Raw genomic sequence first — 20,641 nt, 5'->3', positions numbered from 1 at the left:
ACGCGTCGCGAGCGATCCTGCGAAGGATCATCCGCTCAGCGAAGAATAAACGGCGGCGCAACCCGAAAAGTTTCATCTCTCGAGCGGCCGGCGCCGAATTTTTTCGCGAGGTGAATTTTTTATGGTCTTTCAGGGCGCTGATCGCAGCGACGCAGCGGCGTCCGCATGGCGAAAATATGCGTCGCGCGCATTTGAGAGAATTATCGCGAACAATGCCGCGATCGTGACCGCGCCCGAGGGGAGCGACAGCGCCGTGGCGATGGGCCGCGCCGCGAGCGGGATGACGAAGGCCGCGGCGAGAGCTGTTTTCATATAGGGGCCGAAGCCTCGCTCCAGCCCTTGCGAGACGAGCAGAGCGAAAGCCGGCGCCAGCGCCGTCATATCGTAGTCGAGACAATAGGGCGTCGTGAGGAATGTCGCGACGATCGCGCCGGCGGCCTTGGCGCGATAATCGGCGCCGCTGCGCCACAGCCAGACGAGGCCGGCGACTGTCGCCGTCGTGACCAGTGTCTGCGCGGCATAGGCCGTCGCTATGTCGGCGCCGAGCAGGCGGGCCGCGGCGAAGACGCTCTGGATTTTCGGAAACCCGGCCGCGCCGCGCTCGACGACGAGATCGCGGGTGACGTCGAGGCTCCGCAGGAAAGCGATCCAGCTCTCCGGGCCGAAGACGAAGACGCTGGCGAGCGTCATGACGAGCAGCGACGCCGCGGCCGCAGCGAGCGCGCGCCAATGGCCGCCGGCGATGAGCGCGACCGGCAGCGCCAGAGCGAATTGCGGCTTATAGGCGAGCAGCGCGAAGCAGGCTCCGGCGAGCGCCGGCCGGCGCCGCAGCGCGAGAAAGCCGAAGCCGAGCAGAGCGGCGGTCAAAAACCCATTCTGCCCATGGCCGAGATTGACGAGCGCCGCAGGAAAGGCGAGCGCCGTGACCGCGACGCGCCAGGGTGGAGCCACGCTTCCGCGCATGAGCGCGAGGACGGCGGCGAGATAGAGCGCGAGCGTCACCATCTGCCAGACTGCGAGCGCCTCGAGATAGGGCAGATGCGCGAGCGCCGCCGCCGGCGCGAGAAAGAAGGGCGGATAATGCCAGCCATAGACGTCGCTGTCGGCGCCGAATTCGGCGCGCTGCTCGGTGATGTGGCGCTCGAGATCGAAAGGCGTTTCCGGATGGCCGCGCAAGGTCTCGAGGCCCGCCACCCACACCTGGCTGAAATCTGTGCCCAGCGGATGGCCATTGGCGTCGAAACGGCCCTTCGCCGTCATCAGCACGGCCGCGACGCAGCCCGCCGCCAGCAGCAGCAGCATCGCCGGATAGACGCGCAGACGCTCTTCGTCGAGCCAGGCGCCGCTGCGCAGCTTCTCCCACATTTTCCGCGCCTCTCCTCTTTCCCGCCTCTCCTCGGGGCATCGGCGAGGTCGAGAGCGCAAGTCTAGGGGCGCAAGTCTAGGGGCGAGAGGTTAATCGCTTCGTTTCGACGCGGGGGAGGGGGCGATTTTCGATTGCTCCGCAGGACGCCGGCGTCTATCTTCGAGATGCGATTGTGCACCGCACACATCCCAGAGGAGCTCTCCAAATGGCCTTCATCGCCGACGCTTTGTCACGTGTGAAACCTTCCGCCACGATCGCCGTGACGCAGAAGGCGCGTGACCTCAAAGCGCAGGGCAGGGAGGTCATCTCGCTCTCGGTCGGCGAGCCGGACTTCGATACGCCGACGCATATTTGCGACGCGGCCGTCGAGGCGATCCGCCGCGGCGAGACGCGCTATCCGCCGGTGCTCGGCATTCCGCAGCTGCGCGAGGCCGTGGCGAAGAAGTTCAAGCGCGAGAACGGCCTCGACTACAAGGCCTCGGACGTCATCGTCGCCAGCGGCGGCAAGCACATTCTCTTCAACGCTTTTCTGGCGACGATCAATCCGGGCGACGAGGTGATCGTGCCGGCGCCCTATTGGGTGAGCTATCCCGAGATGGTCGCCATCTGCGGCGGAACCACCGTCTTCGTCGATACGACGATGGAGCATGGCTTCAAGCTGCAGGCGGCCGACCTCGAGCGCGCCATCACGCCGCGCACCAAATGGCTGGTGCTGAACTCGCCGTCCAACCCCTCCGGCGCCGCCTATAGCCACGATGAATTGAAGCAGGTCGCCGAAGTGCTGCTGCGCCATCCGCAGGTGCATATTCTCACCGACGACATCTACGAGCATCTCGTCTATGGCGATTTCAAATTCGCCACCATCGCGCAGGTGGAGCCCGGCCTCTTCGACCGCACGCTGACGATGAACGGCGTCTCCAAGGCCTATGCGATGACCGGCTGGCGCATCGGCTTCGCCGCCGGCCCGGCGCCGCTCATCAAGGCCATGGACATGCTGCAGGGCCAGCAGACCTCGGGCGCCTGCTCTATCGCGCAATGGGCGGCGGTTGCGGCGCTGGAAGGTCCGCAGGATCACCTCGCCGTCTTCCGCAAGGCGTTTCAGGAGCGGCGCGATCTCGTCGTCTCCATGCTCGGCCAGGCGAAATATCTGCAATGCCCCTCGCCCGAAGGCGCCTTCTATGTCTTCCCCTCCTGCAAGGAGGCGATCGGCCGCAAGACGCCGGAGGGCAAGGTGATCGGGAACGATGTCGATTTCGTCACCTCGCTGCTGGAGGCGGAGGGGGTGGCCGTGGTGCAGGGCTCGGCCTTCGGCACGGGACCGAATTTCCGCGTCTCCTACGCCGCCTCGACGGAGCTGCTCGAGGACGCCTGCTCGAAGATCCAGCGCTTCTGCGCGAGCTTGAGCTGACGAGGAGTCTGCGCCCTTGTCGCTTTCGGGCGCCGGGGCTTCGACCTTCGTGATCTCGCCATCGAGCGCGATCCTCGCAATTTCATGCATCGATGGGCGGTGGACGATGTGTCCGGCCGAGGAGCCGAGCGTCGTGCTGTCGATGCTTTGAAATCCGTCGAAGCGCGTGGCGCGTTATGGGCGCAGACCTTGTCGGATTTGCCGAATAGGACCATGCTGACTCTAAATCGGCGATCATTGGGCGAGACGCCCGTTCGAATTTTTTAGAAAAGAACTTATTATTCTTACATGAAGGTATTTTCGAGATGAAATGGCCGAGATATCCATCTCCATTTGAATCTGAAAAGATGTTTCGGGAGCTACCCAAGCACAGCTCCTTGCCCTCCGTCACCATCGGCGGGTTTACGCGCTACAAGACCGAAGTCGCCGAGCTTCCGGCGAATGAAGGAAATAAGGTCGATGCGATCGGCGATGGGATCATCGCCAGCTATCGCCCGGGACGTTGCCGGATCATCGGCGCGCTGATCACCGGACATGCGGACCGTGACATCGCCCGAGGTCCAGCATTCGAGCACAAAATCAGCGTCGAGCGCGCTGACAAGGTGAGAGAAGCCGTCCTTTCCGCCATTCAAAAAAAGTCGCCCAATTGCTTCGCGCCGCAGGTGGGCGAGGTCGTCCTACGCTCGATCGGCGTCGGCGCGACCGAGCCCATCGTCGCGTTTCCGCGCGATGAGGCGCAGCGTGCGCGAAACCGGAGAGTTACGGTTTATCTAGCGGAAGCGCTCAAGGAGTTCTGGACATTTTGGACGATATCTCGCCAACGATATCAACCAGAGCTTACAAGTCTTGCGACGGATGCGAGCATTCCACGAACCTCGGGCGTGAAAGGCGGCATACCGTTTTTTATCAATCCGGATGTCTTCGACTTCAAGCCCGACCCGAGCGTTTCCAATTGGCAAGTTACGAGCTGCGTCGCCATCATCTTTGGCTATGGTGTTACTTTCATGCCGAGATTGGAAATCAAGGTGGGTGTCGTTGTCGGCGCGCCTCTGGAGCTGCGAGACGGCAAGAAGCTCTCGGTCCGGGAGGCGCAGCTCGACTCCGCCCTCGCGGCGGAGGCGGCCGCGACGATCATAAAGGGCATGCTCGACGCTGGATCGATCGGTCTCTCCGAGGTTCAGCCGCGTTTCGTCGGCTTCATGGGAGGCGCCATCATGAGCACCGGTCTCGGCTATCGCGTGCGGGGTTGTCACCCGAAGACCGCGGCTTAGAACGAATTGCCGCGTTTCACCGTCGCCATCGGCGGGCAACCGATCGTCGACCAGGAGGCGATCGGATCACGTGGGAGATGAAAGCGACGCGTCGTGGTCCCGAGCGCTGAGAAGTTTGACGGCGGCGACGCTGCGCGCCGCCGCCGTATGAAAACGCTTCTCTTCGCAGCTTACTTCGTCGCCGCCTCGTAGAGCTCCTCGACATATTCCCAGTTCACGAGGTGCTCGAGAAAGGCCTTGAGGAAGTCGGCGCGGCGGTTGCGGTAGTCGATGTAATAGGCGTGCTCCCACACATCGGCGACGAGCAGCGGCTTGGCGCCATGGACGAGCGGGTTCTCGGCGTTCGGCGTCTTGCGCACGGCGAGCTTGCCGTCCTTGATCTCGAGCCACACCCAGCCCGAGCCGAACTGGCCGAGGCCCTGGGTCTGGAACTCTTCCTTGAACTTGTCGACCGAGCCGAAGGAGTCGACGATCGCCTTCTCGACCTTGCCGGGGATCGCGCCGCCGCCATTGGGCTTCAGCCACTTCCAATATTCGGAGTGGTTGTAGATCTGGGCGACATTGTTGAAGATCGGCGCGTTCTTGCCGAAGGAGGCGACGATGATCTCCTCGATCGGCTTGCCCTCGAACTCCGTGCCCTTGATCAGATTATTGGCGTTGGTGACATAGGTCGCATGATGCTTGTCGTGATGATACTCGAAGGATTCCTTGGACAAATAGGGCTGCAGCGCATCATAGGCGTAGGGAAGTTCGGGTAGGGTGAAGCTCATAATCCATGCTCCTGACTGGGGTTCGCGAGCGCAGCATGCTCCGCTCGCCTCTACCTAGAACCCGGCAGGGCTCCAAGCAACTTCGCACGACCGCAGTCTAACAAGTTTCATGCAAAGCTCGGACGACAAGCCCGCTGGCGCGCGAAAAACCCGCCCGAAGAGATCGGGCGGGCTCGAAGGTCACTTCATTCCGCCTGATGGAGGGCGCCGTCCGTGGCGGACTCCGCCGGCGGACGCCGCCAGGCGATGAGCCAGAGGCCGGCGCTCAGCGCGAGGAAGCCGATCCCATAGAGAATATATTCGATCGTGTTCCAGATGCTGAAGACGCCCACTCGGAAGGGAAAGCGGGAGCTCCACTCGTGGCCGTCGCGATCGGCGACGGTGATGATGGCCACATAATTGCCCGCCTCCTTGAAGTCGTGCTCGAAGGTCATGGTGGCGTTGCGGTGGATTTTCGGCGGGGCGTAGAACTCGGTCGCCGCGCCGATATCGGCCTTTTCTTTCTCCTCGCCGACATCCTTGACGATGCGCACGCCGATGGCGATGTCGCGCAAATCCACGGCCGGGCTCGCGGGCGCCTGATTCTGGGCCATGTTTTGCGCCATGTAGGAATCGGGGAGGCGACCCAATTCCAATGCGGTGAGCGCGATCACGGTGGGGCCGGTGCGGACGATGTCGTCGCAGAATTCTTCCGGCTCGCCTTTACGCTGGTAGCCGATGAAGTGAACCTTGACCGGTCCCACCGCCGTCACACATTCGTCCTGCTCCAACTTCACCCCGCCATGCGCCAGGGCAGAGCTCGGCGCCAAAGCAGAGCCTCCCATCGCCAAGGCGAAGAGAAAGGTAAGTGTAAATAAACTACGCCTCTTCGAGCGCGTATCCATGGTTTCGACTCCCCTGATCTAGGCGGATCGTTGCCGAGTTTCCTGCCAGAGACATTCGTCTCTTCTTTTGATGTCTGCATTGGCTCCGCTGAATTCCATGTGGCGTTACGACGCATATATATTGTTTTCTAGGGGATTGAATATTATGTGGAAGCGCCGTTGCGCGTCGGTCGGGGCGCGACCACAATCGCGCCGGAATTCTCGCGCCGAATGCGCGTCGAAAACCGTCGCAGCGGCGCGCGCGCAGGCGTGCTAACAGATGGCGGGCGACGCGAATCCGGCGTGATCTCGGTCGCCGTGCGAGAGCGAAGAGGCGGAACATGCGGGGCGTCTGGTATTTTCGTCTGACGCGTTGGGGCGTCTTCGGGCTCGGCGCGGCGCTCGTGACCTGGGGCTTCGCGGCCATGTTCGAGGGCTGGGACAAGATCCAGATCGAGCGTGGCTGGAGCCTGTTCATTTCCGGCGCCGTGGCGCTGTCCGGCGGCGTGGTGACGCTGGCGATCGCCGCCGCTCTGTCACGCCTCGACCATGCGCTGCTTGCGCTCGCCCCGCGCGTCGCTCCGGCCGCCGCAGAGGCGCCGGCGCATCCCGCGCCGGCTCCTTCTCCCGCTCCGCCGCCGATGGCCCCGCCGACAGCCATGGCGCCGCCGCCGGGCTTCGAGGCCTATGCGCCGAAGCGCTATGTCGAGGAAGCGCCGGTCGAGGAAACGCCGGTCGATTACGCGCCGGTCGAGGTCGATCGCTATGAGAACGGCGGCGCGCTCTATGTGATGTTCTCCGACGGCTCGGTCGAGATTCGCGGCGATGGACGCGTGCGGCGCTTCGCTTCACTCTCGGAGCTCAGGGCGCAAGTCGGCGCTTGAAATCAAGTCGGGGCCTGAAATCGAGTCGGCGCCTGAACAATGGTCGTCGACCGAGCGCTCGCGTCAGATCGAAAGAGAGATCGTCACCGGTACGTGATCGGACGGCCGCGTCCAATTGCGCGCCTCGCGCAGCACGCTCATCTGCTCGAGCGACTCGGAGAGCGCCTCGCTCGCCCAAATGTGATCGAGCCGGCGGCCGCGATCCGATTTCTCCCAATCCGAGGCGCGATAGCTCCACCACGTATAGAGCTTCTCCTCCTTCGGCACGAAACGGCGCATGGCGTCGATCCAGCGTCCGGCCTCGACCACGCGGGCGAGCTTCTCCACCTCTATGGGCGTGTGGCTCACCACTTGGAGCAGCGCCTTGTGGCTCCACACATCCTGCTCCAGCGGCGCGATATTGAGATCGCCGACCAGCACGACGCGGCCGTCGGTCACGCGATCACGCACGATCCATTCGGCCATCTCGTCCAGAAAATCGAGCTTATGGGCGAATTTCGGATTGATCTCGCGATTGGGCTCGTCGCCGCCGGCCGGCACGTAGAAATTATGCACTCGGAGCGGCATCCCGCCATTGGCGAAGCCGACCGAGACATGGCGCGCGTCGCCTTTCTCGCAGAAGTCGCGCGTCTCCAACAGTTCGAGTGGATGTTTCGAGACGATGGCGACGCCGTGATAGCCCTTCTGGCCGTTGATGGCGAAATGCTCATAGCCGAGCGCGCGAAAATCCGAATAGGGGAATTCGGCGTTGCGGCACTTGGTCTCCTGCAGGCAGAGGATGTCCGGCGCGTGCTCCTTCAAGAATTGCGCGACGATCGGCATGCGCAGGCGCACGGAATTGATGTTCCAGGTGGTGATCTTCATCCGCTTGTCGTTTTCTCGAGAGGGGAAAATTCTCGCGTCGCCGCAATGTCAGCCACTACCGCGGTCGCCGAACAAGAAAGGCGCCACATCGGCGACGCCGGGCGGCTTTTCGGCGCTGAACGGCATGGGCCGGCAGACCGCCATGGCCGAGAGGCCGACGCGCGCCGTTAATAGGCCGTTGAGCACGCCCTCGCCGAGCCGCGCGGAGAGTTTCGCGGCGATGCCGTGGCCGACCACCTGCTGCAACAGCGAATCGCCGATGGCGAGGCCGCCGGTGATCGCGAGATGCGCGCCGACCGAGCGCGCGAGCTTGAAGAAGCCGAGCATGCCCGGTCGGCCGCCATAGATTTCCGCGATGCGGCGCATCAGCCTGATCGCCTGCGCGGCGACGAACAGCACATCGAGCAACGCGCGCGGGCTGACCGTGGTGACGATGGACACGCGCTTGGACGCGTCCGCGATCTCGCGGCGCGCCAGAGCGTCGAGCGGATGGGCGAGATGACGCTCGGCGAGATCGACGAGATCGCGCCCGTCGATGATCTGCTGCGAGAATTCCAGCACCAGCGCGCGCGCGCGCCCGGTCTCGGGGCGGTCCTCATAGAGCTTGCACAGCTCCTTCACATGCTCGCGCGCGGCTTTTATGTCGTCGCCGAGACGCGCTTCCGCGAGCGCGATATGCAGCTTGGCGATGCGATTCTGCCGCGCGATGGCGGCGATTTCCTTGGCGAGCATCGCCAGGGCTGCGACCAGCGCCGCGCCGGCGAGAGCGAGGCCGACCGTTCCGAGCAGCGCCGAATGGGCGAAGAGGTCTTCGACGAGATTGGTGATCCAGAGGCCGCCGGCGAGCGACAGCAGTCCCATCGCCGCCGAGACGAACAGCCCGCCCCAGGAGACCAGCATGCTGCGCAATACGCCGCGCTTCTGCGCGGCCTCGATCGCTTTCTCCTCCTCGATGAAATCGCGCGGCGGCGTCTCGGCTTCGAGCGCGAAGACGTCGATCTGCGCCTCGACCATGCTCGGCTGGGCGTGCTCCGCCTCCTGGGGCCGCGCCGTTCGCGGGCTCTTGGGCGGGACGATCTGCTCGCCGTCGAGGCGGAAGGCGCGTGGGCGCGGTCTGCGTTCTGGTTCCGTCATCTCTGTCGCTTCGTGGCGCGCTTTCGCCCCGCGGATTTCTAGCGCATGGAGAACGGCTCCGCTCGGGAAAATTGCGGCGCGCGCCGAGCTCTCGACAGAAAACCGAGTTCTCGACAGAAAAGATGGCGGCGGGGCCTTCGCGCCCCGCCCGTAGAGCGCCATCCGATCCAGTTGGATCAGATGGCGCTCTAGCTTTCTTTCGTTGGAGCGAATTCTGATCGATCGAACGATTCCGTTCGATCGGAAAGCGCTAGGGGTCGGCTCAGGCCGGAGCCCAAGCCTGGCGCGTGGCGAGCTTCTCGTTCTGCTCGAGGGCGCGCAGTCGCGCCGGGCGGTTCTCGAGGCCTTCCCAATAGGCTTCGAATTCCGGCCGCTTCTCCAATGCGCCGAAACGCATGCCGAAGCCGATCATCGAGCCGACATAGACATCGGCCGCGCTGAAGGCGTCGCCGGCGATATAGCGCCTTCCCGCCACAGCCCCCGCCAGCGTGTCCACGACGGCGGCGTAGCAGCCATAGCCGAAACGGCGCCGCATATCCGCCGTCGGGTCCCAGCCGACGGAATGATTGGACATCGCCGGCTCCAGGCAGCCGGCGGCGAAGAACAGCCAACGATAATAGGCGCCGCGCTCGGCCGGCGGCGGCGCGAGGCCGGCCTGCGGAAAGGCGTCGGCGAGATAGGCGCAGATCGCGCCCGATTCGGTCACGACAGTGTCGCCGTGGCGGATCGCCGGCACCTTGCCCATCGGATTGATCGCCAGAAACTCCGGCGCCTTGATCGTCGTCCCATAGTCCTCGACCTCGACCCTGTAGGGCGCGCCGATCTCCTCGAGCAGCCAATGGACGATCATGCCCCGCGATTGCGGATTGGTGTAGAAAACGAGCGCATCGGACATGGAGTCTCCCTTTGTCTGTCCCGATATGGAACATCCATAGACCGTGATGCTGTCAGATTCTGTCAGTATGATACAGCGCCACTCCTTTTGTAGCGCATGGCGTCGGCGCGGCGGGCGCTCGTCGAGCATTTCCGCCGCCTCGATCCGGTCGGTGCGGAAATGGCGGAAGTCTCCTCTGAGCTCGCACCAGGCGACCAGCACGCGGGCGGATTCGAAAAAGCCGAGCGCCACCGGCCAGACGATGCGCCGCGTGCGCGCGCCCTTTCCGTCACTGTAGGAGATCGCGAGCTTGCGCTCCTCGCGCAATGCGCGGCGCAGCAGCTTCAACTCGCCCGCCTGCGCCTTGCGCCATCCGGGGCCGATGATGAGCGCGTCGTCCTGCGGCCGCGTCCGCAGGTTCTGCGGGAGAACCGCGGCAATTTTCGCCATGGCGCTGCGCGCCGCGCTGGACAGCCCCTCGTCGGTGCGCTGCGCGACCCATTTGGCGCCGAGGTCCAGCGCCGCGATCTCCTCTTCGGAGAACATCAGCGGCGGCAACAGAAACCCCGGACGCAGAACATAGCCGACGCCCGGCTCGCCTTCGATTTCCGCGCCCATGGCCTGCAGCGCGGCGATGTCGCGATAGAGCGTGCGCAAGGAGACGCCCGCCTCGCTCGCCAGCTCCGCGCCGCTGACGGGGCGTCGGCGGCCGCGCAGGAGCTGCAGAAGTTCAAAGAGGCGGCCGGCTCGAGACATGGGTGTGAAAATAGAGCGCTTTCCGATCGAACGGAATCGTTCGATCGAAGAGAATTCGCTCCAACGCAAGAATGTGAAGCGCTTTCCGATCGAACGGAATCGTTCGATCGATGAGAATTCGCTCCGACGCAAGAATGGGAAAGCGCTTTCCCACGGGACGCGCCGAGACGGCTCGCCGCGCTATTCCGTGGGCGGATAGGGCAGTTTCAGCTGCGTCGCGAGAAGCGCGACGAGCTGAGATTGGCGGCCGACGCCGGTCTTGGCGAAAACCCCTTTGAGTTGGCAGCGCACGGTCGCCGGCGTGGTGCCGTGTCGTTCGGCGATCTGATCCGGCGACAGACCCTCGACGATTCCGCTCGCGACGCTCGCTTCGGCGGCGGTGAGATCGAAGAGGCCGCGGATCAGCGCCACGTCCGGAGCGCGGCGCGCGGCGACCGCCGTGACGACGAGCAAGGCGCATCCGCCATCGAAGAGATCGCGCGCCTCGCCGGTCATCGGAACGAGATGGACGACGACTGTGTCGTCGGCGCGACCGCGGGCGGGAAAAGAGCGCGCCGTCGCCGCGGCGGGATCGGACACATCGGCGAGAGCGCGCCGCAGCAGGGCGTTGGCGACGGAATCGGCGAGCGCGATCCGATCGTCGGGCAACCATTTGACATGCCGCGTCATCTTCTCGATGAGCAGATTCGCCGCCAACACTCGGCCGCGCGGATCGAGAACGGCGGCGGGAAGCCCGATCAGCGCGAGCGCCTGCGTCGTGGCGCGCAGGCGCTCGAGGCGCCATCGCGCAGCCAGAAAGCCGGCGCGCGCGAGATGCGGGCGATACGCGTCGAGGCGCGCGATGTCGTCGGGCTCGAAAGGGGCTTGCCCGATGCGGCGGGTGAGATGGACGACGACGAAATCCTCGGTCGGCATGGGCATGGCGGTGGCGGCGGCGTGGAGCATGCCGGCGGGCGTTCCCCACTGCGTCATGACCGGATCAGCGAGCCATTCCTCGGGCGTGAAGACGTCATAGGCGTCGATGAAACCCGCCCGGTCGGCGGCGATGAGCCGGACGGTCGCCCGCCTGGCTCTCCGCGACGGCCGGCGATCGGAGATAATCGTCGACCCCGGCCATGGCGGAGGAATAGCGCCAGCCGACCCACGCGTCGCTGCGTCGCGTGAGGATGACGCCGCCGGCCGCGCTCACCGAGGCGGCCAGATCGTGCAGCACCTGCGGCCACAGGTCGGGATCCGTGGCGGCGCGGTAGATTTGATCGACTAGAATTTCAAATTCGGCCATGGTCGGCTCGAAAATAGTGTCTCAAATTGAGATTTTAAAGCTTTGGCCAGGTTATCAAGCAGTTTCCGAGCCAGCTGGGCGCGCTGTCGGCGACGTTCGCTCTCCGGCTTCGTCTTCTGCTTCGTCTTACGGCTTCATCTTGCGGCGAGCCGCGGCCTCGACTAGTTTGCGCGCCGCGTTCGGCGAAAGGCGCCGGCCGCGCGGCGCGAGTCTTTCTCCTTGGCGTTCTTTTCTTTTCCAGAGCTCGGCGCGCTGGCGGTCGGCTATCTTCTCGGCGCGATCCCCTTCGGCCTGCTGCTGACGCGGCTCGCCGGGACGACCGATATTCGCTCGATCGGCTCCGGCAATATCGGCGCGACCAATGTCCTGCGCACCGGGCGCAAGGATCTCGCCGCGGCGACCCTGCTGCTCGACGCGCTCAAGGGCGCGGCCGCCGCAGTCGTCGGCGCGCAGATCGCGCCGGACGGCGCCGTCATCGCCGCGGCGGCGGCCTTCATCGGCCATATCGCGCCCGTCTGGCTGCGCTTTCGCGGCGGCAAGGGCGTCGCGACCTTTCTCGGCGCGCTGTTCGGTCTGAGCTGGCCGGCGGGCCTCGCCTTCGCCGCCGTTTGGCTGTCGATGGCCGCGCTGTTCCGCTACTCTTCGCTCTCGGCGCTGGCGGCGAGCCTCGCCGCGCCGCTCGTCCTGGCGGCGAACGGCCATGGGCGCGAGGCGATCGTCTTCGCGGCCATGGCGGCGCTCTTGTGGTGGAAGCATCGCGACAATATCCGCCGGCTGCTCGCCGGCAGCGAGAGCCGCATCGGACAGAAGGCATGAGCGAGCCTTCCTCCGCGAGCCGATTGACGGAGGAGCAGCTCTTTTATTGGCTGCGGCTGATACGTTCGGAGAATGTCGGGCCGCGCACCTTTCGGCAGCTCGTCAATAAATTCGGCGGCGCGCAGGCGGCGCTGGAGGCGCTTCCCGATCTTCTCGCGCGCTCCGCCCATGGGCGGATGATCCGCATCGCGGAGCCGGACGATGTGCGCGCGGAGATGGAGCGCGCCGCAAAGCTCGGCGTGCGCTTCGTCGCGCTCGGCGATCCCGATTATCCGCCGCCGCTGCGCGAGATCGAGGCGGCGCCGCCGCTGCTGGCGCTGCGCGGCTCGGCGGAGATTTTGTCGCGGCTCTGCGTCGCCATCGTCGGCTCGCGCAACGCCTCGGCCGCCGGGCTCACTTTCGCCGAGCGGCTGGCGCAGGGTCTCGCGCGCGAAAATTACGTCATCGTCTCTGGCCTCGCGCGCGGCGTCGATCTCGCCGCGCATCGCGCGAGCCTCGCCGCGGGAACCATCGCCGTGCTCGCCGGGGGCCATGCGCGGCCCTATCCGTCCGAGCATCTGCCGCTCATCGAGGAGATCGTCGCGCGCGGCGGCGCGGTGGTGACGGAGATGCCGCTCGAATGGGAGCCGCGCGGCCGCGATTTTCCACGCCGCAACCGCATCGTGTCGGGGCTGTCGCGCGGCGTCGTCGTCGTGGAGGCGGCGCGTCGCTCGGGCTCTCTCATCACCGCGCGTTTCGCCATGGAGCAGGGCCGCGAGGTCTTCGCCGTTCCCGGCTCGCCACTCGATCCGCGCGCCGAAGGGACCAATGATCTCCTGCGCCAGGGCGCGACGCTCTGCGTCGGGCCGGACGATGTCACGCGCGCGCTCGCCGCGAGCGCCGGCCGACAGGGCGATCTCTTCGGTGAAGGGGAGGGCGCGGGCGAAGGGGAGGGCGCGCGCGCCGAGGAGCCGTTCTGGGAAGAAATGGACGATTTGTTCTCCCTGCAGGAGCGGACGACGAATTTCGCGCATGATCGCGCCGCGCCCGTCGCGCCGGAGCCTGCGAACGCGCCGTGCGTCGCGCCGCCCCCGGAAGAGGAGGAGGCCGTCGATCCGGTCGCGCGGATCGCGGCGCTGCTCGGTCCCGCGCCTGTCGCCATCGACGATCTCGTGCGCGCCGCAGGACTTCCCGCGCGCGAGGTCAACGCTGCGCTGCTGGAGCTCGATCTCGCCGGCCGGCTCGCGCGGCACGGATCGAATCTCGTCTCGCTGGCGTGAGCGGGCGCCGGGTCACGCGCGCCCGCGCGCTCGGGCGACGACCGCGGCCGAAAGCTCGCGTGATTTCCCCTCGGCCTCGACACGCGCCAGATTGAGGAAATAGGCGAGCATGGTGAGCTCGGAGCGATCCGCCATCGTCGCCAGCTCTCCCGCCATTTCCGCGATGTAATTGGCGAGAGACGCCGTTGTCGCGTCGGTCTCTGTGTGGAGGGCGTCTCGGCTGTCGGACATATCTTCCTCGCGTCGGCGCGAGTGGAGCGCCGGCAATTCAAATTTTCAACCTATAGTCGTAAAATGCCTATCGTCCTTCGACTTGTCAACGCGGTCGGAGGCCGTTTTCGCGTCGCTCGTCGTCAGGAGCTCACGTCTTCTGGGATGATGGCCTCGGGTCGCGGCTCGCATCGAAATATGATGCGATACAACTCAAAGTATTCCTATTTCAGGCGCTCCTGCGGGGACGGGAGCGTTAACGGAGGGTTTTTTTTGATCCTCGATGGTCTGGACGGAAGGTAAGCGCGCCTTAGTTCCCCTTCACCTGGGCCGCGCTTCTCACATCGGAGCGACGGCGTAATTGGGAATTTTTCTCGAGGCGCGACTTGAGCGACCGATGAGTTGGGGGACTGATATATGCGTTGGCTTCCCTTCACCGACCAGGCTCCTCCCTGCGCAGGTCGTCGGCGCCGTCGCGACTGCCGTCACACGATGATCGTCCGCGCCGGCGCCAGCCGACGCGCAGCCGGCGCGCGGATCGCGCCGTGACGAAAAGTTCCGGCCGCCTGGTTCGGGCGGCGGGAAAGGGGGGCTAGAGCCACGAGGAGGCTTGGGTCATGAGCAAGGTTGTGAAGTTGTCTCTACTGGGCGCCGCGAGCGCCGTGATCGGCTTCGCCGCGCCCATCGGCGGCGGCGCCGCTTTGGCCGGACCGGTCGGAATGGCCGATGTCGCGTCGGTGTCTCTGCCTGCCGCGACCGATCAGGTCCACTATCGCCGCTGGCGTCACGAGGGCCGTTCCGCCCATTATTGCCCGCCGCGTCGCATCGAGCACCGCACTGTCTATGTGCGTCGCATCATCGAGCGCCGCACCGCCTACTATCCGTTGTATGAGCGTCGCACGGCCTATGTCGCGGCTCCGGTGGCCACGGCTGTCGCCGTGCCGGTCGTCGCGGCCGCCTACGCCTATCCCTCCTACGGATATGGCTATGGCTACGGCAGCCCGGGCATCATCGGCGCGGGCGCCGGCCTTCTCGGCGGCGCGCTGAACATCGGCTTCGGCGGCGGCGGCTGGGGTGGCGGCTGGGGTGGCGGCTGGGGTGGCTGGGGGCGTCGCGGCTGGTGGTGAGCCGGTCGTTCTAGCCTCCCGTAGCGAGGCGCCCGAGCCTGTCTAGGGCGCCTTGCAGAATATAGGCCGCGGCCATGCGATCCACGACCTCGGCCCGTTTGGCGCGTGATACGTCCTGCGCCAGCAGCTCTCTGGTGACGGCGGCGGTGGAAAGCCGTTCGTCCCAGAAGGCGTAGGGCGTTCGTCGCGTCGCGTCGAAATTGCGCATGAAGGCCCGTGTCGCTTGCGCGCGCGGGCCTTCAGAGCCGTCCATGTTGAGTGGCAGGCCGACGATCAGCGCGCCTATGTCGAATTGCGCGAGGAGCGCCGCGAGCCGTTCGGCGTCCTTGGTGAATTTCACGCGGCGTATCGTCTCCAGCGGCGTCGCGAGGCTGCGTTCGATGTCCGACAGGGCGAGGCCTATGGTTTTCGTGCCGATGTCGAGCCCCATCAGCCGGCGCTTTTGCGGCAGCAGCGCGGCGAGCTCCTCGAGCGACTTTGGTCCAGCGGTCATCGCATCCGCCTAGCACGGCGCGCCGCTATCCGGAAATCCGGCGCGGCCGTTGCATGTTCGGTCGTTGCATGGGCGAAAGCGGACGTGCGCATTGCGCCGTCGAAGCCGCGAGTGGTATAGCGCGCGGGACGAAGTCGGAACGGAGCTCCACACAATGTCCGTCGATCAGGCGACTGTCCGCCGCATCGCCCATCTCGCGCGCATCGCCGTCGAGGACGAAGAGGTCGAGCGCCTCGGGGCGGAGCTCAACGCAATATTGGATTTCGTCGCCGAGCTGTCGAGCGTCGACGTCGAAGGCGTCGAGCCTTTGACCTCCGTTCTGCCCATGCAGATGAAGAAGCGGCAAGACGTCGTCACCGACGGCGGCTTCGCCGACGCCATTCTGGCCAATGCGCCGGAGCGGGAAGATCATTATTTCGTCGTGCCCAAGGTCATCGAGTAACAGCCTTCCGCAACGACGAGCGAGCGCCCGCGCGAGACGCGGGCTCAAAGACCGAACGAGCGAAACGCATTCATGTCCGATCCTACGCATTTCTCTCTCGCCGAAGCGCGCGACGCGCTCGTTTCGAAGAAGCTTTCGGCGGTCGAGCTGACCCGCGCCCATGTCGACGCCATAGAGAAGGCGCGCGCGCTCAACGCCTTCATCACCGAGACGCCGGAGCTCGCGCTGGAGGCGGCGCGCGCGAGCGACGCGCGCCTCGCTCGCGGTGAGGCGCGCCCGCTCGAGGGCCTGCCGCTCGGCATAAAGGACCTCTATTGCACCAAGGGTGTGCGCACCACGGCGGGGAGCCGCATCCTCGACGGCTTCACGCCCACTTATGACTCTACCGTCTCCGCCAATCTCTGGCGTGACGGCGCGGTGATGCTGGGCAAGCTCAACCTCGACGAATTCGCGATGGGCTCTTCCAATGAGACGAGCGCTTTCGGCCCCGTCGTCTCGCCCTGGCGGCGCAAGAAGGACGGCGGCTTCGACGAGGCGAAGATCGTGCCCGGCGGCTCGTCGGGCGGGTCTTCCGCCGCTGTGGCCGCGCGTCTCGCGCTCGGCGCCACGGCGACCGACACGGGCGGCTCGATCCGCCAGCCGGCGGCGTTCACCGGCACTGTCGGCATAAAGCCGACCTATGGCCGCTGCTCGCGCTGGGGCATTGTCGCCTTCGCCTCCTCGCTCGATCAGGCGGGGCCGATCACGCGCACGGTGCGCGACGCGGCGATCATGCTGCGCTCCATGGCCGGCCATGATCCCAAGGACACGACCAGCGTCGATGCGCCGGTTCCCGATTACGAGGCGGCGATCGGCGCCTCGGTGAAGGGCCGCCGCATCGGCATCCCGAAGGAATATCGCATCGGCGGCGGCGCCGAGATCAATGCGCTCTGGGACCAGGGCGTCGCCTGGCTGCGCGACGCGGGCGCCGAGATCGTCGAGATTTCTCTACCGCATACGCGCTATGCGCTGCCGGCCTATTACATCATCGCTCCGGCGGAGGCCTCCTCCAATCTCGCGCGCTATGACGGCGTGCGCTACGGCCTGCGCGAGAAGGGCCGCGACATCGCCGACATGTATGAGAAGACGCGCGCCAAGGGTTTTGGAGCCGAGGTGCGCCGCCGCGTGATGATCGGCGCCTATGTGCTCTCGCACGGCTATTACGACGCCTTCTATGTGCGCGCGCAAAAAATCCGCAGCCTCATCAAGCGCGATTTCGACGAGGCTTTCGCCGCCGGCGTCGACGCGGTGCTGACGCCGGCGACGCCCTCCACCGCTTTTGCGCAAGGCGAGAAGGGCGCGGCCGATCCCGTCGAGATGTATCTGAACGACATTTTCACCGTGACGGTGAACATGGCCGGCCTGCCGGGCATAGCCGTGCCGGGCGGGCTCGGCGCCGATGGCTTGCCGCTCGGCCTGCAGCTCATCGGCCGCCCCTTCGACGAGGCGACCTTGTTCTCGCTCGCCGCGGCGCTGGAGAGCGCGGCGCCGAAGATCGATTTCCCGCAGCCCTGGTGGACAGAGACGAAATGACGCGCAGAGCAGAGGCCGCAAAGCGCGAACCGCGCGACGAAATGTCGGACGTGCGCGCCACCATAGACGCGCTCGACGACGAGCTCGTCGCTCTGCTCGCCCGCCGCCAGCGCCAGATCGAGCGCGCCGCCGCGGTGAAGCCCTCTCTCGGCATACCGGCCCGCGTGCCCGAGCGCGTCGACGAGGTGCTGGCGCGTGTCGCCGCGGCCTCGCAACGTGAGGGACTCTCCGGCGAATTGGCGCAAGCGCTGTGGCGCGCGCTGATCGAATGGTCGATCGCCCATGAGGAGCGGCTGATGGGCCCTGGCGATCGGGGCGAGGATGAGGCGTGAGCTGCTGAGCGAGGGATACCGTCCCGAGGCGTCTCCCTCACGCTGAGGCGCGAAGCGGACGTCTCGAAGCACGCCGAGCCTTTCGGTTCCTCCCTCTGGAGCCCTCGCGCTTTTGAGACGGCTCCTGCGGAGCCTCCTCGGCGTGAGGGGATTGCAGATAGTCGCCAGGGACGCCGGCAATGACGGGCGCATGTCCCTGATGTAAGCTTCCCTGAACAATAGACACGGTTCGAGGACGAAGAGACATGAACATGCGCGAGACGCAGCCGAGCAAACTCATCAAAGGCGCGACAGGCGACTGGGAAGTCGTCGTCGGCATGGAGATCCACGCCCAGGTCACGAGCAAGGCCAAGCTCTTTTCCGGCGCCAGCGCCGAATATGGCGGCGAGCCCAACGACCATGTCTCGCTCGTCGACGCCGCCATGCCGGGCATGCTGCCGGTCATCAATGAGGAATGCGTCCGCCAGGCGATCCGTACCGGCCTCGGCCTGCAGGCGAAGATCAATCTTCGCTCTGTCTTCGATCGGAAAAATTATTTCTATCCCGATCTGCCGCAGGGCTATCAGATTTCCCAGTACAAGCATCCGATCGTCGGCGAGGGCGAGGTGATCGTCGATGTGACGCCCAGCGAGCGCATCACCGTCGGCATAGAGCGGCTGCATCTCGAGCAGGACGCCGGCAAGTCCATCCATGATCTCTCCGCCACCGAGAGCCATGTCGACCTCAACCGCTCCGGCGTCGCGCTGATGGAGATCGTCTCCAAGCCGGACATTCGCTCGGCCGAGGAGGCGCGCGCCTATGTCTCCAAGCTGCGCACCATTCTGCGCTATATCGGCTCCTGCGACGGCAATATGGAGCAGGGCTCGCTGCGCGCCGACGTGAACGTCTCGGTGCGCAAGCCCGGCGCGCCCCTCGGCACGCGCTGCGAGATCAAGAATGTCAACTCCATCCGCTTCATCGGTCAGGCGGTCGAGGTGGAGGCGCGCCGCCAGATCGGCATCATCGAGGATGGCGGCGTCATCGCTCAGGAGACGCGCCTCTTCGATCCCGGCAAGGGCGAGACGCGCTCCATGCGCTCCAAGGAGGAGGCGCATGACTACCGCTATTTCCCGGACCCGGATCTGCTGCCGCTCGAATTCGACCAGGCCTATGTCGATGCGCTGAAGGTCGAACTGCCGGAGCTGCCGGACGAGAAGCGCGCGCGCTTCGTCGCCGATTACGGCTTGCCGCCCTATGACGCCGGCGTGCTCGTCGCCGAGCGCGCGAGCGCCGACTTCTTCGAGGAGGCGGCGAAAGGCCGCGACGCCAAGCTCGTCGCCAATTGGGTGATCAACGAGCTGTTCGGCCGCCTCAACAAGGAAGGGCTCGACATTACGCGTTCGCCCGTGTCCGCGCAGGCGATCGGCGCCATCGTCGATCTCATCTCGAGCAGCGTCATCTCGGGCAAGATCGGCAAGGATTTGTTCGAGATCGTCTGGCAGGAGGGCGGCGATCCGCGCGAGATCGTCGAGACGCGCGGGCTGAAGCAGGTGACGGACACCGGCGCGATCGAGAAGGCGATCGACGAGATCATCGCCGCCAATCCCGACAAGGTCGCGCAAGCCAAGGCGAAGCCGACAATGCTCGGCTGGTTCGTCGGCCAGGTGATGAAAGCGACCGGCGGCAAGGCCAATCCGCAAGCCGTCAATGAGTTGCTGAAGAGCCGTCTCGGCGTCTGAGACGCTTCCGACAGAGCCGAAACTCGAATCACTCGACGCGTCGATTCGATCGAATCGGCGCCGCGCGAAGGCCGCAGCGCGGCTTTCGCGACGCTGGGCGCGCGCGCTGCGCACAATTTTTTTTTCAGTCGCTCTGCAGCCTTCGACGAGCGCGCGCGACAGTGTTCGCGAGCGCGGCGCCGGCTCGTCGCGCGTGCGTCGAGACATGCGACGCGATCGGCGTAGAGCGTCGGCGACAGCGTGAGACGAAAGCGCGGAATGTCGATCGGTCACGCGGCTGTTGTCGAGCGCATGTCTTTGGCGCAATTGCGCGCGCGTGCTGGTTTTTGAAGAAAAACAATAGATTGAATGGCAGCGTCGATGGTCGCGCGCCGCGCGTCGACGCGATGACGGCGCATTTTCGCCGATGCGTGACGCGCGCTTCCGACACTGTCGAGATCGCTATCGCCATGCGGCGCGCGCGCTGCGTCTTTCGCTTTTGCGATGCGCGCGTCGACGTGTCTCGCGTCGCGCATTCGCTCTTGTTTCGCGATATGCGACATCACATTGGCGAGCAATTCGTGAAAGCGCCACTTGAACGACTGGTTAACCACGTTACGCTATTGCGGCCTATTGTCGGTCATAGCGACATTCCGACGATATGGATCAAGGGGACTGAAGATGGCGAAACCAACGACGAAGCGTAAGCCTGCGAAAAAGGCGGCCGCGAAGAAGGGTGCTCGTAAGACTGCGACCAAGAAGGCCGCGACCAAGAAGACCGCGACCAAGAAGGCCACCGCCAAGAAGGCCACGCGGAAGGTCGCGCGCAAGGCCGCTTCGAAGAAGGTCGCCCGCAAGACCACGCGCAAGGTGGCGACGAAGAAGCGCGTTGCGACGAAGAAGCGCGTCGCGACGAAGAAGCGCACCGCGACGAAGAAGACCGCCACGAAGAAGACCGCGCGCAAGGCTCCCGTCAAGCGTCGCGCTCCGCGCAAGCCAAAGGAAACTCCTCCGGCGCCGGAAAGCTCGGAGACGGTCTGACGAAAGACACGCGGCCGAAACGCGTTCGCCATGCGCAGCCGATCCACCTCGCATCGTGAACGCGTTTCGCAGCAATCTTCCTGCCCGGGCCGGCTCGGCCCGCGCTCCTCGAACGCCTGACGCGCGTCCGTTTCGGACCTCGACGCGACGGAGCTCGACTCGACGGACCTCGACGCGACC

Annotated in this window: 21 protein-coding genes; 11 read left to right on the top strand and 10 right to left on the bottom strand. The window is 65.5% G+C overall.

All coding sequences use genetic code 11. The features are described 5' to 3' along the window. Nucleotides 1-129: 129 nt before the first annotated feature. Entirely contained in the window at nucleotides 130-1,365 is a 1,236-nt protein-coding gene (locus tag AC6IY7_RS18260; protein WP_497780816.1) for a glycosyltransferase family 87 protein, read from the bottom strand. A 206-nt stretch (nucleotides 1,366-1,571) separates the two neighbouring features. Here AC6IY7_RS18260 and AC6IY7_RS18255 point away from each other — a divergent pair, with 206 nt between their 5' ends. Beyond that, nucleotides 1,572-2,774 (top strand): pyridoxal phosphate-dependent aminotransferase, encoded by a 1,203-nt coding sequence (locus AC6IY7_RS18255; RefSeq protein WP_497780815.1) that lies wholly within the window; start codon nucleotides 1,572-1,574, stop codon nucleotides 2,772-2,774. A 305-nt stretch (nucleotides 2,775-3,079) separates the two neighbouring features. Beyond that, on the top strand, nucleotides 3,080-4,045 hold the full coding sequence (locus AC6IY7_RS18250; RefSeq protein ID WP_497780814.1) for an OmpA family protein: 966 nt from the start codon (nucleotides 3,080-3,082) through the stop codon (nucleotides 4,043-4,045). A gap of 170 nt (nucleotides 4,046-4,215) precedes the next feature. Here AC6IY7_RS18250 and AC6IY7_RS18245 read toward each other — a convergent pair whose 3' ends face one another. Continuing rightward, complete coding sequence (locus tag AC6IY7_RS18245) at nucleotides 4,216-4,815, bottom strand: superoxide dismutase (protein WP_497780813.1); 600 nt, start codon at nucleotides 4,813-4,815, stop codon at nucleotides 4,216-4,218. 185 nt (nucleotides 4,816-5,000) lie between these two features. Next, complete coding sequence (locus tag AC6IY7_RS18240) at nucleotides 5,001-5,624, bottom strand: hypothetical protein (protein ID WP_497780812.1); 624 nt, start codon at nucleotides 5,622-5,624, stop codon at nucleotides 5,001-5,003. Nucleotides 5,625-6,019: 395 nt separating this feature from the next. On the opposite strand from AC6IY7_RS18240, the gene AC6IY7_RS18235 reads away from it, so the two are divergent. Then, a complete protein-coding gene (locus tag AC6IY7_RS18235) occupies nucleotides 6,020-6,562 on the top strand; it encodes a hypothetical protein (protein ID WP_497780811.1) in 543 nt (180 codons plus the stop codon). Nucleotides 6,563-6,625: 63 nt separating this feature from the next. On the opposite strand, the gene xth is transcribed toward AC6IY7_RS18235, so the two are convergent. From xth to AC6IY7_RS18210, 5 genes are all read right to left on the bottom strand, one after another. Further along, a complete protein-coding gene (gene xth / locus AC6IY7_RS18230) occupies nucleotides 6,626-7,426 on the bottom strand; it encodes an exodeoxyribonuclease III (protein ID WP_497780810.1) in 801 nt (266 codons plus the stop codon). Between the two features lie 48 nt (nucleotides 7,427-7,474). Then, complete coding sequence (locus AC6IY7_RS18225) at nucleotides 7,475-8,560, bottom strand: YcjF family protein (RefSeq protein ID WP_497780809.1); 1,086 nt, start codon at nucleotides 8,558-8,560, stop codon at nucleotides 7,475-7,477. 262 nt (nucleotides 8,561-8,822) lie between these two features. Next, nucleotides 8,823-10,190 carry an HTH domain-containing protein gene (locus AC6IY7_RS18220; RefSeq protein ID WP_497780808.1) on the bottom strand — a complete coding sequence of 456 codons (1,368 nt, stop codon included), beginning with the start codon at nucleotides 10,188-10,190 and terminating at the stop codon, nucleotides 8,823-8,825. Between the two features lie 180 nt (nucleotides 10,191-10,370). Then, nucleotides 10,371-11,162: a helix-turn-helix transcriptional regulator gene (locus tag AC6IY7_RS18215; protein ID WP_497780807.1), complete on the bottom strand. Its 792-nt coding sequence runs from the start codon at nucleotides 11,160-11,162 to the stop codon at nucleotides 10,371-10,373. 37 nt (nucleotides 11,163-11,199) lie between these two features. Further along, nucleotides 11,200-11,472 (bottom strand): hypothetical protein, encoded by a 273-nt coding sequence (locus AC6IY7_RS18210; RefSeq protein ID WP_497780806.1) that lies wholly within the window; start codon nucleotides 11,470-11,472, stop codon nucleotides 11,200-11,202. A gap of 219 nt (nucleotides 11,473-11,691) precedes the next feature. On the opposite strand from AC6IY7_RS18210, the gene plsY reads away from it, so the two are divergent. Beyond that, nucleotides 11,692-12,288, top strand: a complete 597-nt coding sequence (gene plsY / locus AC6IY7_RS18205) for a glycerol-3-phosphate 1-O-acyltransferase PlsY (RefSeq protein WP_497780805.1) — start codon at nucleotides 11,692-11,694, stop codon at nucleotides 12,286-12,288. Beyond that, complete coding sequence (gene dprA, locus AC6IY7_RS18200) at nucleotides 12,285-13,547, top strand: DNA-processing protein DprA (RefSeq protein WP_497780804.1); 1,263 nt, start codon at nucleotides 12,285-12,287, stop codon at nucleotides 13,545-13,547. Before plsY ends, dprA begins: the two co-directional genes overlap by 4 nt. 12 nt (nucleotides 13,548-13,559) lie before the next feature. Here dprA and AC6IY7_RS18195 read toward each other — a convergent pair whose 3' ends face one another. Then, a complete protein-coding gene (locus AC6IY7_RS18195) occupies nucleotides 13,560-13,778 on the bottom strand; it encodes a hypothetical protein (protein ID WP_497780803.1) in 219 nt (72 codons plus the stop codon). Nucleotides 13,779-14,374: 596 nt separating this feature from the next. On the opposite strand from AC6IY7_RS18195, the gene AC6IY7_RS18190 reads away from it, so the two are divergent. After that, nucleotides 14,375-14,884 (top strand): hypothetical protein, encoded by a 510-nt coding sequence (locus AC6IY7_RS18190; protein WP_497780802.1) that lies wholly within the window; start codon nucleotides 14,375-14,377, stop codon nucleotides 14,882-14,884. A gap of 10 nt (nucleotides 14,885-14,894) precedes the next feature. On the opposite strand, the gene ruvX is transcribed toward AC6IY7_RS18190, so the two are convergent. Next, nucleotides 14,895-15,377 carry a Holliday junction resolvase RuvX gene (gene ruvX / locus AC6IY7_RS18185; protein WP_497780801.1) on the bottom strand — a complete coding sequence of 161 codons (483 nt, stop codon included), beginning with the start codon at nucleotides 15,375-15,377 and terminating at the stop codon, nucleotides 14,895-14,897. Nucleotides 15,378-15,531: 154 nt separating this feature from the next. On the opposite strand from ruvX, the gene gatC reads away from it, so the two are divergent. From gatC to AC6IY7_RS18160, 5 genes are all read left to right on the top strand, one after another. Further along, the gene (gatC, locus tag AC6IY7_RS18180) at nucleotides 15,532-15,819 is read left to right on the top strand and encodes an Asp-tRNA(Asn)/Glu-tRNA(Gln) amidotransferase subunit GatC (protein WP_497780800.1); all 288 of its coding nucleotides are present in this window, start codon (nucleotides 15,532-15,534) and stop codon (nucleotides 15,817-15,819) included. A gap of 72 nt (nucleotides 15,820-15,891) precedes the next feature. Then, nucleotides 15,892-17,391 (top strand): Asp-tRNA(Asn)/Glu-tRNA(Gln) amidotransferase subunit GatA, encoded by a 1,500-nt coding sequence (gene gatA / locus AC6IY7_RS18175; protein WP_497780799.1) that lies wholly within the window; start codon nucleotides 15,892-15,894, stop codon nucleotides 17,389-17,391. Then, nucleotides 17,388-17,723, top strand: a complete 336-nt coding sequence (locus tag AC6IY7_RS18170) for a chorismate mutase (RefSeq protein ID WP_497780798.1) — start codon at nucleotides 17,388-17,390, stop codon at nucleotides 17,721-17,723. Before gatA ends, AC6IY7_RS18170 begins: the two co-directional genes overlap by 4 nt. A gap of 245 nt (nucleotides 17,724-17,968) precedes the next feature. Further along, on the top strand, nucleotides 17,969-19,441 hold the full coding sequence (gene gatB / locus AC6IY7_RS18165; protein ID WP_497780797.1) for an Asp-tRNA(Asn)/Glu-tRNA(Gln) amidotransferase subunit GatB: 1,473 nt from the start codon (nucleotides 17,969-17,971) through the stop codon (nucleotides 19,439-19,441). Between the two features lie 573 nt (nucleotides 19,442-20,014). Further along, the gene (locus AC6IY7_RS18160) at nucleotides 20,015-20,461 is read left to right on the top strand and encodes a histone (RefSeq protein ID WP_497780795.1); all 447 of its coding nucleotides are present in this window, start codon (nucleotides 20,015-20,017) and stop codon (nucleotides 20,459-20,461) included. Nucleotides 20,462-20,641 lie beyond the last annotated feature (180 nt).

Source organism: Methylosinus sp. is20ea (assembly GCF_059718135.1).
This window is presented reverse-complemented; position numbering and strand designations above follow the sequence as displayed.

What these genes read in the sequence shown, in the direction of transcription:
- AC6IY7_RS18260 (WP_497780816.1), bottom strand. Translation starts at nt 1,365, where the DNA reads ATGTGGGAGAAGCTGCGCAGCGGCGCCTGGCTCGACGAAGAGCGTCTG.
- AC6IY7_RS18210 (WP_497780806.1), bottom strand. Translation starts at nt 11,472, where the DNA reads ATGGCCGAATTTGAAATTCTAGTCGATCAAATCTACCGCGCCGCCACG.
- AC6IY7_RS18215 (WP_497780807.1), bottom strand. Translation starts at nt 11,162, where the DNA reads ATGACGCAGTGGGGAACGCCCGCCGGCATGCTCCACGCCGCCGCCACC.
- dprA (WP_497780804.1), top strand. Translation starts at nt 12,285, where the DNA reads ATGAGCGAGCCTTCCTCCGCGAGCCGATTGACGGAGGAGCAGCTCTTT.
- AC6IY7_RS18255 (WP_497780815.1), top strand. Translation starts at nt 1,572, where the DNA reads ATGGCCTTCATCGCCGACGCTTTGTCACGTGTGAAACCTTCCGCCACG.
- xth (WP_497780810.1), bottom strand. Translation starts at nt 7,426, where the DNA reads ATGAAGATCACCACCTGGAACATCAATTCCGTGCGCCTGCGCATGCCG.
- AC6IY7_RS18245 (WP_497780813.1), bottom strand. Translation starts at nt 4,815, where the DNA reads ATGAGCTTCACCCTACCCGAACTTCCCTACGCCTATGATGCGCTGCAG.
- AC6IY7_RS18250 (WP_497780814.1), top strand. Translation starts at nt 3,080, where the DNA reads ATGAAATGGCCGAGATATCCATCTCCATTTGAATCTGAAAAGATGTTT.
- gatB (WP_497780797.1), top strand. Translation starts at nt 17,969, where the DNA reads ATGAACATGCGCGAGACGCAGCCGAGCAAACTCATCAAAGGCGCGACA.
- ruvX (WP_497780801.1), bottom strand. Translation starts at nt 15,377, where the DNA reads ATGACCGCTGGACCAAAGTCGCTCGAGGAGCTCGCCGCGCTGCTGCCG.
- AC6IY7_RS18220 (WP_497780808.1), bottom strand. Translation starts at nt 10,190, where the DNA reads ATGTCTCGAGCCGGCCGCCTCTTTGAACTTCTGCAGCTCCTGCGCGGC.
- AC6IY7_RS18225 (WP_497780809.1), bottom strand. Translation starts at nt 8,560, where the DNA reads ATGACGGAACCAGAACGCAGACCGCGCCCACGCGCCTTCCGCCTCGAC.
- AC6IY7_RS18190 (WP_497780802.1), top strand. Translation starts at nt 14,375, where the DNA reads ATGAGCAAGGTTGTGAAGTTGTCTCTACTGGGCGCCGCGAGCGCCGTG.
- gatC (WP_497780800.1), top strand. Translation starts at nt 15,532, where the DNA reads ATGTCCGTCGATCAGGCGACTGTCCGCCGCATCGCCCATCTCGCGCGC.
- AC6IY7_RS18195 (WP_497780803.1), bottom strand. Translation starts at nt 13,778, where the DNA reads ATGTCCGACAGCCGAGACGCCCTCCACACAGAGACCGACGCGACAACG.
- AC6IY7_RS18235 (WP_497780811.1), top strand. Translation starts at nt 6,020, where the DNA reads ATGCGGGGCGTCTGGTATTTTCGTCTGACGCGTTGGGGCGTCTTCGGG.
- AC6IY7_RS18170 (WP_497780798.1), top strand. Translation starts at nt 17,388, where the DNA reads ATGACGCGCAGAGCAGAGGCCGCAAAGCGCGAACCGCGCGACGAAATG.
- gatA (WP_497780799.1), top strand. Translation starts at nt 15,892, where the DNA reads ATGTCCGATCCTACGCATTTCTCTCTCGCCGAAGCGCGCGACGCGCTC.